9 protein-coding genes are annotated in these 12094 nt (G+C 39.5%); 2 read left to right on the forward strand and 7 right to left on the reverse strand.

Features of this window, described 5'->3' with window-relative positions; all coding sequences use genetic code 11:
* Nucleotides 1-9 precede the first annotated feature (9 nt).
* The 5 genes from BK575_RS18695 to uxaC all read right to left on the reverse strand — a co-directional run bounded on the left by BK575_RS18695 (nt 10) and on the right by uxaC (nt 6499).
* Nucleotides 10-1482 (reverse strand): gluconokinase, encoded by a 1473-nt coding sequence (locus BK575_RS18695; protein WP_078412560.1) that lies wholly within the window; start codon nt 1480-1482, stop codon nt 10-12.
* Between the two features lie 486 nt (nt 1483-1968).
* The gene (gene larE, locus BK575_RS18700) at nt 1969-2769 is read right to left on the reverse strand and encodes an ATP-dependent sacrificial sulfur transferase LarE (protein WP_078412563.1); all 801 of its coding nucleotides are present in this window, start codon (nt 2767-2769) and stop codon (nt 1969-1971) included.
* A gap of 120 nt (nt 2770-2889) precedes the next feature.
* A complete protein-coding gene (locus BK575_RS18705; protein ID WP_078412565.1) occupies nt 2890-3660 on the reverse strand; it encodes an SDR family oxidoreductase in 771 nt (256 codons plus the stop codon).
* Between the two features lie 135 nt (nt 3661-3795).
* Entirely contained in the window at nt 3796-5064 is a 1269-nt protein-coding gene (locus BK575_RS18710; protein ID WP_078412568.1) for a nickel pincer cofactor-dependent isomerase, group 22, read from the reverse strand.
* 31 nt (nt 5065-5095) lie between these two features.
* Nucleotides 5096-6499 (reverse strand): glucuronate isomerase, encoded by a 1404-nt coding sequence (uxaC, locus tag BK575_RS18715; RefSeq protein ID WP_078412570.1) that lies wholly within the window; start codon nt 6497-6499, stop codon nt 5096-5098.
* 577 nt (nt 6500-7076) lie between these two features.
* Between uxaC and BK575_RS18720 the strand changes: the two genes are divergently transcribed.
* Both BK575_RS18720 and BK575_RS28760 read left to right on the forward strand, forming a co-directional pair.
* On the forward strand, nt 7077-8288 hold the full coding sequence (locus BK575_RS18720) for an ROK family protein (protein WP_078412572.1): 1212 nt from the start codon (nt 7077-7079) through the stop codon (nt 8286-8288).
* A gap of 22 nt (nt 8289-8310) precedes the next feature.
* Nucleotides 8311-8463 (forward strand): hypothetical protein, encoded by a 153-nt coding sequence (locus BK575_RS28760; RefSeq protein ID WP_169907891.1) that lies wholly within the window; start codon nt 8311-8313, stop codon nt 8461-8463.
* Between the two features lie 36 nt (nt 8464-8499).
* Here the strand turns inward: BK575_RS28760 and gndA are convergent, their stop codons facing one another.
* Both gndA and uidA read right to left on the reverse strand, forming a co-directional pair.
* Nucleotides 8500-9909, reverse strand: coding sequence for an NADP-dependent phosphogluconate dehydrogenase (gndA, locus tag BK575_RS18725; RefSeq protein ID WP_078414861.1), 1410 nt, complete (start codon nt 9907-9909; stop codon nt 8500-8502).
* 51 nt (nt 9910-9960) lie between these two features.
* Complete coding sequence (gene uidA / locus BK575_RS18730; protein WP_078412573.1) at nt 9961-11739, reverse strand: beta-glucuronidase; 1779 nt, start codon at nt 11737-11739, stop codon at nt 9961-9963.
* Between the last annotated feature and the right edge of the window lie 355 nt (nt 11740-12094).

The raw sequence follows: 12094 nt of genomic DNA on the forward strand, positions 1-12094 counted from the left end.
AAGAAGCATTCAAAAATACACAGATAAATCCTTTGCTAGCTTTTCATATTTTGCATATACAGTTGAATAAATTTCGTGATTTTTCTCATTCGGTCTGATGGCTTGTCCCATCGGTATGTTCTTTTTAATGTCTTCAAAAGAATCTACCTTGCCGATTGCTACTAAAGCCGTCCAGGCAGCTCCCCATGCAGCACTATGATGGCTCTCTGAAACATAAACTTCCTTGCCAAAAACATCAGCTAAAATTTGAAGCCATAATGGAGATCTTGACAATCCGCCATTCACATAAATTTTTTGAGGTGCTCCTGCCAGGTTTTCCAATGATTTACCTATTTGATAGAGATTAAACGTAATTCCTTCTAACACGGCACGTATAAAATGTTCTTTTTTATGGGTAACAGATAGTCCATAGAAATTCCCTTTTGCCTGTTGATTCCATAGAGGAGCTCTTTCACCATTAATATATGGAAGAAATAGTATCCCTTCTGCCCCGGGCGCAACCCGTTTTGCTTCTGCAGTGAATTCATCGAAGTTGCCTTGATCGTTTAAAAGCTCTTTCAACCATTGCAATGCAATGCCTCCATTATTTGTTGGTCCCCCAATAATAGAGTATTCTTCCGTAAATGCGTAACAGAACGTTTCATGTTTATCACTTATTTGAAACCCTTTTGTAAATTGTCTGATGGCCCCGCTTGTTCCTACCGTTACAGCGACTTCACCTGGAGAAATCGCTCCTATTCCCAGGTTAGCTAATTGACCGTCCGCAGCTCCTATGACAAATGGTATTTCACTTGAGATGCCCATTTTTTCAGCGACATCATTTTTTATCCCTGTTAAGCACTCTGTTGGCGGAACGATTTTCGACAGCTGTTCCTTGTTTATTTTTACAAGTTCCAGTATTTCTTCATCCCATTGGAGCGTTTTTGCATTAAATAATCCCGTTGCTGAAGCCATGGAATAATCAATGACCCTTTGTCCAAACCACTCTTGGATTAAAAACTCCTTAATGGACATAAAATAGTTTGCTTTAAGATACGGCTCGTATTCTACTTCTTTCATCCATAGCAATTTAACGAATGGAGACATAGGGTGAATAGGCATTCCCGTTTTCGAATACAGCTTGATCCCTTCCTCTTGCATTAACCTTTCTGCTTGTCCGCTGCTTCTGCCATCAGCCCAAATAAGTGCTTGCGATAAAGGTTCGCCTTTGGCATTTACACAAATAAGCGAATGCATAGCAGAAGAGAATCCAATCGTTAACAATTCATTGTTTTGAATTCCCGCTTGGTCAACTGCATCTTTAACAGCTTGGACAGCGGATTGCTCAATCTCAATCGGATTTTGTTCGACCCACCCTTGCTGCGGGTAATAGGATGTAATCATTTTCTCAATTTCAGCTATTACTTTTCCATATATATTAAAAACAACGGCCTTTACACTCGTTGTTCCGATATCAAGTCCTATGACAAACTGTCGTGACATGCTGCATCTTCCTTTTCTTTATAAAATAATGATAGGTGGATGTTTTCAGAAAGTTTCTTTTATCATTTTAGGCGAGAAGACTCCCACTTCCATTTTGTGCTGGGCGTAGCCCAAAAATAAGTGGGAGACGAATCGCCTTTTTGCGTAGCGAAACACTTGTTCTTATGGTATAATATTCCTGTACAGATTGTTCTTTGAAAACTGAAGATATAAGGTTGTGACAGGAAAATCGTCTGTCACGTAAAATCTTCAACGTTCAGTCGCCCCTCCGTATCGAAGTAGCGAAAAACCAAGCAGAGTAGAACGTGTGGTGAGTTCAACGTACAAGATTCTAAAAAGTGTTCACCGTAGGGACTACGGGTAGAGCCTGCTTAATAACTGGTGGATACACTGGTGTTCGCAGGAATCCCCGACTTCAAATTTTCGTCAGAAAATTAAGTGGGGGTAGTTCAATTCACCAAGTTTTAGCAAGTACGCGGGAGCCGTTCAAGAAAGAACTTTATTCATGCTGCCGCTCTTATAACCAATTAAATCTAATGTAATATATTGATAGCCCAAACTTTGCAGTTCTCTTGTAATGTCTTCATGATTTTCCAAGACTATTCTCATATCATTTGGTTCCACTTCTATTCTGGCAATTTCCTGATGGGTTCGAACCCGGACTTGACGAATATTCAAGGATTTCAAGTAAGCTTCTGCCTTTTCAACTTTTGTGAGCTTTTCTTGTGTAATTTTTTCGCCGTAGGCAATTCTTGAAGATAGACAAGCAAATGAAGGTTTATCCCATGTCGGCAAATCAAATTTCCGGGAAAGCTCTCTTATTTCTTGTTTAAATAAATTCGCTTCTTGCAGCGGACCCCGTACGCCTCTTTCCTTCGCCGCTTGGATTCCAGGGCGATATTCATTTAAGTCATCAGCAATCACCCCATAGATGACATTCTGAAACCCCTTTTCTTCCATAACGGGTATTAAATGCTCGAATAAACTGCTTTTACAAAAATAGCATCGGTTTTTATTATTATCCGTGTAACCCGGGATGGCTAATTCGGACGTTTCGATCACATGGTGATTGACTCCAATTCTTCCAGCTAATTCTTTTGCTTCTTCAAGCTCACTGGAAGGATATGTTTCAGAGTCCGCTGTGACGGCCAGGACTTGGTCCGCACCTAATGTATCTACGGCTGCTTTTAATAAGAATGTACTATCCACTCCCCCGGAAAATGCTACAACAACCGATTTCATCTCTTGGAGAATAGACGTTAAATTCCTATATTTCTCATTAATCATTGTCCTTTCTCCTCTCCTAAGAAGTAACATGTAATCTCTCTAAACTAGAATCATTGGAACATCGTTCTAGTATATTCATATGCCATGATGAAAAGAACATAACGTCCTGAGTCAATAAGGTTAAATGGTCATGCTTCCAAAACCGCCGTCTACTCGAATAAGGGCTCCGGTTACAAAACTTGAAGCTTTGTCTGATGAAAGCCAAACAGCTGCCCCTTGTAATTCTTCTGCATCACCAAAACGTTTCATCGGTGTGTGATTCATAATCGACTGGATTCGTTCTTCACTTAAAATTTTGCGATTTTGTTCTGCCGGGAAAAAACCGGGAATGATGGCATTTACACGAATGCCGTGTGGTGCAAACTCACGTGCCAAAAATTGGGTCATGCTGTTGACCCCCGCTTTCGATACTGAATACGTAAATACTTTTGATAGCGGAGTAGTGGAAGAAACAGACGAAATGTTAATAATGCTGCCCTTTATGCCTTTCTCGATCATTTTCTTAGCGAAAATTTGGGTAGTTACAACAAGTCCTTTTAAGTTAACGTCCATAATGTCATCCCATTCATCCATATCAAGATCAAAGAACGGTGTTGCACTATTTTTACCAGGTGCATTGAGAAGAATATCAAACCCTCCTGCCCATTCTTCAATTTCTTTCACCACATTTTCTACTGATTCGCGTGAACTAACATCCGCTTGGAACGCCTTTGCTGTTCCTCCATCTGCTTCAATTTCTTTCACAACCTGCTCTGCTTTTTCGAGATTTCGGCCAACAATGGCTACTTTTGCCCCATGTGCTGCTAATCCCTTCGAAATGGATGAACCCAATACGCTATTTCCGCCGATTGCAACAGCTGTTTTACCAGTTAAATCAAATAAATTCCCCATTTTTCTTCCCCCTCATAGTAATTGCTTTAATGAAGTAAACAAATATGATACCGTTTGGCTCAAGCGGCAAGTTAAGCCGTTCGCATGAAAGTCATGACTAATGGTTGACGCCTGAGCTTCTCTATCCTATTTTCTTTACGACAAGTTTCCCTTTTCGTTAAAAGGAAGGTCAAAAAGATTTGAACTCTGGTCTAATTGCGGGTGTTGTTGTACATGTTCAAGCAAGGCTTCAGACACTTCGATTTCACTTATTTCCAACGTATTTTTAATCCGAACCATCTTTACTTTTGTAAAATCCAAAATATTGCATGTTTTAATCGCCGCTTGAATGGCCTCTTTATCGTTGGGTAAGGTTGTGGCTATTTTTGTCGGTGCACAAACTGTTGATGTTAAACCGTTTGCATAAGTAAATTCTAAATCCATTTTGTCGACAAGACGTTGCGTCGTAAAATCAGCTGTTCCCACACCGTTAGCATTTCCCTCTGTTTCGTGGGTTAAATCCAGGACGACCATCTTGTTGACATCCGGTCCTCCATGGGCATATGGTGTTGGATAACGCCCCGTAATATTTGGATCCATTCCATCACCGCTAATATTTTTACCGATTTGATCAATGACAAGGACATCCAGCTGCTCAAAGAAAAGCTTGGGCAACAACTGTTTTGCTAACGCCTGAAGCCCCGGTTCTTTTTCTTCGACTTCTTCTGCTGCAAGCACCTCAACTCTTGCCACTTTATCAAAGGCATTTTCAAGAGTAGCTACCCCGAATAAAATCGGTGTTTTTTCCATCATCATCTTAGCCATGGCCGGTACATTTTCCGCCATATACTTAAAACCTAATTGATGGCATGCCTCAGCACCCTTTTGTTTACCTAAACCGATGCTGATCATCTTCATGATACCGCTCTCAACAGCTCCTCGAAATGCGGTATGCGGTTTGATTCGATTGATCACAACGATTCCATCGGCCTTTGAAGCATATTTGTCAATGTATACAGGCAAGCCGTTCGGTAATTCCCCAAGCTTCACCACTTCCATGGATGAGCGAATTTCAGCTTTCACACTTTCTTCCGTAACCCCAAGGTGTGCCAATACTTCACGCTGCCCTTCAGCCGTAGCGCCGCCATGACTTCCCATACTCGGTACGATAAAAGGCGTTGCGCCTAAATCTTTTAAATATTGCACTGTTGTCGCAGTGATGTCCACAAGGCGATCCATGCCCCGGCTTCCCACTGCGATAGCAATTTCCATACCTGGCTTCACTTTTTGTTGAATATGATTTTGTTGCAGTTTTTCTTTTAACACTTGTTCTAGATTTTCCACTTTTGTATCGTCAAAATGCTGTTTGACTTTTGCCATCTTCGGTAATGGAATATCTTTTAATAAATCTTGGAGAATACCCATGAACGAACTTCACTCCTTTTTTCTAGATATCTTAACGTTCTAAAAAATATCTTTTTGCATTATTAAATCCAATATTTCGGATCATTTGTTCAAGAATCCGTTCATCATTAGGCGCTTTTCCTTCTTCAACCCACTCACCAATGATGTTGCATACAATTCTTCGGAAATACTCATGTCGGACATAAGAGAGGAGGCTGCGTGAATCTGTCGTCATTCCAATAAAGTGACTAAGAACACCCAAGTTAGCTAAATCCGTCATTTGTCTAACCATGCCGTCATATTGATCATTGAACCACCAGCCGGAACCAAATTGCACCTTACCTGGTATCCCTTCTTCAAAGAAGTTTCCAATCATGGTTCCCAATACATAATTGTCTCGAGGGTTTAGGTTATAAAGAATGGTTCTTGGTAAAGAACTAGTTTGATCTAACGCATCTAAGAAACGAGATAATCCTTCAGCAAGAAGGTTGTCACCAATTGAATCAACTCCAGCATCAGCGCCAATTAAACTTTGTAACCGAGTATTATTATTTCTTATTGCCCCCATATGCAATTGCATGACCCATTGCTTTTCTGCGTACATTTTTCCTAATTCAACAAGAAGATAGGAACGATAACCAATCATCTCATCACTTGTAAGCTCTTCATTATTCAAACGTTTTTCAAAAATCCTTTCTACGTCATCTTTTGAGATCTCCTTAAAGACCATCTGCGGAATATCGTGGTCAGAAGCACAACAGCCCTGTTCCGTGAAAAAATCCACTCTTTGTTGTAATGCTTCAAGTAATCCATCAAAAGAATCAATCTTTACATTTGAAACGTCTTCTAATTTTTTCAGCCAATTTTGAAAGGCTGGTTTCTCGATAAATAAGGCACCATCCGGACGAAATGTCGGGGCGATCCCTACATTAAATGTCGGGTCATCCTGCAATAATTTATGATATTCAAGCCCATCCGTTGGATCATCTGTTGTCCCGACGAATTGAACATTGGATCGTTCAATAAACCGTCGCGGCTTAAAATCTGCTGTTTGCAGCTTTTCATTACATTCTTCCCAAATTTCGCGGGCTGTTTCAGACGATAATAACTTATCAATCCCGAAGAACGTTTTGAGCTCCATATGTGTCCAATGATATAAAGGGTTTCCGAATAAGTGAGGAACGGTTTCTGCCCACGCTTCAAATTTCTCCCAATCACTTGATTCACCTGTAATGAGCTCTTCACGAACGCCATGGATACGCATGGCACGCCATTTGTAGTGATCACCTGCCAGCCATAACTGTGTGATGTTTTCAAATGATTGATTTTCCCATATTTCTTTTGGACTCAAATGACAGTGATAATCAAAAATAGGCAGTTCTTTCATTGTATGATGATATAGTTTTTCCGCAGTGACGTTATTTAAAAGAAAATTCTTATCTAAAAAAGCCTTCATCGGCTTCCCCTCCTGATTTATCCAATTGTTATTATGGACTTTTCTATTTATTTACATCCCAATCATCGTTGATTAACATTCTTTATTTCCTTCAACGATGAAGCATATTTTCAATGTTCTATAGCCTTTTTACATATTTATTTGTTGTAATCCTTTTCAAAAATCTTTGATTAAATGAATGCCTTAATCCTGCAAATGAAATGTCATTCCTTTTTCCAACTCTTCGATAATTAATTTGTTTAGTGAACGAATTAATTATCTAACAGTAGAATATCACTTACACTGTTTTTCGTCAATATATAGCTTTATGAATCTGTGCATACAATGTCGAAAAATCTCTCACCCGGCAAAAATGAACATGCAGTCTTCCTATTCATTAGGATACATGGTAAGTTTTATTTGAAGACAAATAGAAAAGATATAGAAAAAAACGGTATAATGAAATCATACATTCCCCAACTCATGCTAATCGCTTGTCGCTTATGAAAAGAAAATATTTCCAACACCTCACTGTTATGTAGATGGAAAAAACGGTTTGTTAATATATACTAATTATTTCAATACGAAGGAGATATATATGGTTACTGGTGATGCTGCTTACATAAAAAAAATAAATAGAAGTTTAATTATAGAAAAAATTGTTGAGCAAGGCATGATTTCAAGAGCAGACCTATCAAAAATGATTGAATTAACAAGAGCCACCATTTCTGCCCAAGTGTCCGATCTATTAGATGAAGAACTAATAGTTGAAACACAGCAGGAACATAATAGTGTTGGCAGAAGACCCATTATGCTTTCTCTTAATCGCAAAGCCGGATATGCATTAGGAATCGATCTGGACTATCAACATATTCGATTTACGTTGTCTGATTTACTGGGTCATCCTATCTATTCAGAAACCATTCGGCTGGAAACCCCTGATTATGATGTCATTCTTCATTTATTAATCGAGCATATACAAGCATACCAAAATAAATATTCCGACTCTCGTTACGGTATCGTGGGTCTAGTAATTGGAATTCATGGAATTGTAAATAAAGACGAAACTATTTATTTCGTTCCTCGACATCAATGGCATAATAAAAATCTAAAAGCTGACCTGGAAGCCAAAATAGACATAAATGTATATATTGAAAATAATGCTAACCTGTGTTCATTTGCTGAAAAAGTGTACAAGCATCATCATAGTGACAATTTGTTATGTGTCAGCATGTACTCGGGTGTTGGGCTCGGCATTATGAATGAGGGAGAACTTCTTAAAGGATATCATGGGTATGCAGGAGAAATGGGGCATATGATTATTGTGCCTGATGGAAAGCCTTGTAATTGCGGCAATCACGGCTGTTGGGAACTCTATTCATCTGAAGCCAGCTTTTTTAAAGAGCTGGCCGAAGAACATCATAAACATGATATAACCTATACGGATATACGAAATTGGATGATTGAACAGGAGCCTATAATCTGTAAACAAATGGAACAATTTATTAAATACCTATCTATCGGTTTAAATAATATCATTAATCTATATAACCCTGAAATTTTAGTTCTTAATAGCGAGCTATTGAAGTTGTACCCGAATGCAGAAGAGATCATTAAGTCCCATCTGACTTCTACCATTAGCCACTATCGAGAATTAGTGATATCAGACCTTGGAAAGCAAGCGTGTGTAATGGGAGCATGTGCACTAGCAATCAAGAACTTTTTAGACATTCCAGCATTACGTTTAAATATAGAGGATGATTATTTAAATCTGAGTAAGGAAAACGATGGTACAAAGGCCGCTCTTTGAAGCGAGAGGTTGAAAGTACTTTATGATTAATAAGACCCCCGCTTCTGTACGTGAAGCGGGGGTTACTTCTATTATATTGGCTTTGTTAAACAATGAGGTTAAAAGCGAACGGCATGAAAAAGCGTCCGAGAACATTCATTTTCTCGGACGCTTTCTTTTCATGCCATTGGAATGAGCCAAAAATCAACTTTTCACTGGCTAGACACTTATATTACAGCCATTTTGTATGGAAAACACCCTCTTTATCAATGCGCTGATAAGTATGGGCACCAAAGTAATCGCGTTGAGCTTGCAACAGGTTTGCCGGTAATGTTTCCGTACGATAGCTGTCATAATAGGCGATGGCGCTTGCGAATGATGGTACAGGAATACCATTCTCAATTGCTACTGTAAGCACTTGGCGCAATGCAGACTGATAATTTTCGGCAATTTCGTTAAAGTACGGGTCCAATAAGAGATTGGCCAGATTAGGGTCACGGTCGTAAGCATCTTTAATTTTTTGCAGGAATTGTGCACGAATGATACACCCTCCGCGGAAAATCATGGCGATATCACCGTAACGAAGATTCCAATCGTATTCTTCCGATGCTGCACGCATTTGAGCAAAGCCTTGGGCATATGAAACAATTTTACTTAAATATAAAGCTTTGCGTACAGCTTCAATTAATTCTCCTTTATTCCCTTTATATGCTTCTGCTTTCGGTCCCTTTAATAATTTGCTTGCCTTGACACGCTCGTCTTTCATCGCGGAGATAAAACGAGCAAAAACAGATTCTGTAATAATAGGAAGCGGAACGCCTAAATCTAACGCATTTTGGCTTGTCCATTTGCCTGTCCCTTTTTGACCGGCAGTATCTAAAATTACATCAACAAGCGGTTTCCCCGTTTCTTCATCTACTTTTGTAAAGATGTCAGCCGTAATCTCAATAAGATAGCTGTCTAATTCACCTTTGTTCCACTCCGAAAATACTTCATGCAGCTCGTCTGCACGTAAACCAAGTACATTCTTCAGGATAAAATAAGCCTCGCAAATTAATTGCATATCCCCATATTCAATGCCGTTATGAACCATTTTTACATAATGCCCGGCACCATTAGGCCCGATATATGTGCAGCATGCATCACCTTCTACTTTTGCTGAAATGGCTTTTAAGATCGGCTCGACCAGTTCATATGCCTCTTTTTGTCCGCCAGGCATAATGGAAGGACCTTTCAGCGCCCCTTCTTCACCGCCCGAAACTCCTGTTCCAATAAAGTGAATACCCGTTTGTTCCAATTCCCTATTACGGCGGATTGTATCTTGGAAAAATGTATTCCCGCCATCAATTAAAATGTCGTCTTTTTCAAGATAAGGTTTTAATGAATGAATTGTTGCATCAGTGGCCGCACCCGCTTGTACCATTAAAAGAATTTTACGGGGCTTTTCTAACGAGTTTACAAACTCTTCAATCGTTTTTGCGCCAACAAAATTTTTTCCTTCTGCTTCATTTTTCAAAAACGCTTCCGTTTTTTCATATGAACGATTGAATACCGCAACAGAATACCCCCTGCTTTCAATATTTAAAGCCAAGTTTTTGCCCATTACCGCTAAGCCAATAACCCCGATTTGTTGTTTGGACATATTCATTTCACTTCTCCCATTCTTTACTATTCTTTAAAGAGGCTTTTCATATCATTTGTTTATATCAATAAAATCTGGCAGTTGATTGTATCTTTCATGTAATAAATAAGCCGCTTTCTTCGGTTTTCTATCTCTCGTAAACACACCTTTTTTATTCCCGCCAACACGAATGATGCCCTCTTTTGTTGCAAAGTCAGCAAAGTTCCACACATGCTCTCCAATAACATGATCAAGCTCATCAAATACTTTATGGTACATTTTTAGAAACTCAACTTGGAACTCCTCTGTCCACATTACAGGGACAGTAGATGTCATACCATGCATCGTATCTGCACCGAATTCTGTTATAATGATTGGTTTTTGATCTGTCTCCCACCACTCTGTTAACTCACTTCTTAATGCTTCTTCAGCTGCCTTTAAATCTCCTGATTGAGTGTACCAACCATAATAACGATTCAAGCAGAATACATCAATTAAGGAGTAAATTAAATCACGTTTTGGTGTCGCGGTTTGGAAACTTACGATTGTAACAGGTCTTGTGGAATCGAGCTCTTTTGTTAAATCCACAAGCGGTTTAAAATACTCATACGCACCTTCTTCATCACCGGCCGGTTCGTTTGCAATGCTCCACATTACCACACAAGGATGGTTCTTATCTCTCTTGATTAATTCTCTAATCGCCTGTGCATGGCTTTCGTGAGTTTGAACCTGTTCCCAAGTCGTACGCTTATCTGCACCACCCATAATCGCTCCCAGTAAATTGATGTGCAGCCCTACAGCAGCCGTTTCATCAATGACCACAATCCCTTCTCTATCAGCTTGCCGCATGATTTCTTCTGAGTAGGGGTAATGGGCCGTTCGGAAAGAGTTGGCGCCAATCCATTTCATTAGACTAAAATCTTTAATATTGGCTACTTCATTAAAACCTCTTCCATTTAACTCGGTGTCTTCATGTTTGCCAAACCCTTTGAAATAGAACGGCTTTCCATTAATAAGAAAATCTTTTCCTCTTACTTCAACCGTACGAATTCCGAATTCTTCTTCATAAATATCCACTACTGTTCCGTCAGGATTTATTAACTCCACGAGAAGAGTATAAAGGTACGCGTTACCCGGCTGCCATAACGTTGGATTTTTGATTTCAATGCTTCCTCTAACCCCAGAAGAGGAACTAGCTACAACTTGGCCTTCTTCATCCACGACGCTTACTTTCACGGTCTGCGGACCACTGGCTTCAATATCGTAGTGTACGATTCCCTTTTCTTGTTTTAAGTCTGTCACGATGGTAATATCTTGAATATAGTCCTTGGCAGTCGTATAAATTTTTACAGGTCTGTGGATGCCGCTGTAATTGAAAAAGTCAAAATAATAATCTAAGTTTTTCCCTTCCATTTTTCCTATAGGGGTTGTCGTAAAATCCAGTATATTATCTACCATAACCGTTACTCTGTTCTTTTTATCAAAGCTTACATAAGGAGATATATCCTCTTCAAAAGGAGTGTATCCCCCGGCATGTTCCATCACATATTGCCCGTTAATCCACACTTTTCCGTAATGGGTAACACTTCCAAATCTCAGAACGATTCGTTTTCCATTCCAATGCTCCGGAATGTAAAACTCTCGTTCATACCAAACCTTTCCGACATGGTTTTTCACTTTTGGATTTTCTGATAAATCATTATAGCTTGCAGGCACCGACATTAAGATTGTATCTTCAAGTTTCTTCAAAGGGACTTCATTGCAGTCGCCCTGATCATCATGAAGTTTAAAATTCCATAGCCCATTCAACTCCATCAGTTCTCTTTTTAGATTATTTTGTGGATATAACATTCGAATTCCTCCTATTTCTAAGCTGATTAGCGAATTTCATCGTCCTATACTAAAATAAATCCTTTAAAAACTCATAAGAAACTTTTGTCCTTCAATCTTGATGTTTGGCTGTTTTCGCAAACTTTGTTGCTGTTTAACAAGTAGTGGAGAGTGGTTGATTTCCGCTCCAGGTTGCTCGCTTTCCGCGGGGCGTGCGGTGAGCCTCCTCGGCTTACCGCCTGTGGGGTCTCACCTGTCCCGCTGCTCTAAGCAGGAGTCTCGCACCTTCCGCTCCAACCAACCTTAAACGCTTATCTTTCAAGAAACCTATCTAAAAACAACCAAGAGCCTTATGTTTTATCCCGCATTAACGGGC

The sequence above is a fragment of the Priestia abyssalis genome, assembly GCF_002019595.1.
GTDB lineage: Bacteria > Bacillota > Bacilli > Bacillales > Bacillaceae_H > Bacillus_BA > Bacillus_BA abyssalis.

Coding starts and splice junctions, on each gene's coding strand:
- BK575_RS18695 (WP_078412560.1), bottom strand. CDS start 1,482: ATGTCACGACAGTTTGTCATAGGACTTGATATCGGAACAACGAGTGTA.
- larE (WP_078412563.1), bottom strand. CDS start 2,769: ATGATTAATGAGAAATATAGGAATTTAACGTCTATTCTCCAAGAGATG.
- BK575_RS18705 (WP_078412565.1), bottom strand. CDS start 3,660: ATGGGGAATTTATTTGATTTAACTGGTAAAACAGCTGTTGCAATCGGC.
- BK575_RS18710 (WP_078412568.1), bottom strand. CDS start 5,064: ATGGGTATTCTCCAAGATTTATTAAAAGATATTCCATTACCGAAGATG.
- uxaC (WP_078412570.1), bottom strand. CDS start 6,499: ATGAAGGCTTTTTTAGATAAGAATTTTCTTTTAAATAACGTCACTGCG.
- BK575_RS18720 (WP_078412572.1), top strand. CDS start 7,077: ATGGTTACTGGTGATGCTGCTTACATAAAAAAAATAAATAGAAGTTTA.
- BK575_RS28760 (WP_169907891.1), top strand. CDS start 8,311: ATGATTAATAAGACCCCCGCTTCTGTACGTGAAGCGGGGGTTACTTCT.
- gndA (WP_078414861.1), bottom strand. CDS start 9,909: ATGTCCAAACAACAAATCGGGGTTATTGGCTTAGCGGTAATGGGCAAA.
- uidA (WP_078412573.1), bottom strand. CDS start 11,739: ATGTTATATCCACAAAATAATCTAAAAAGAGAACTGATGGAGTTGAAT.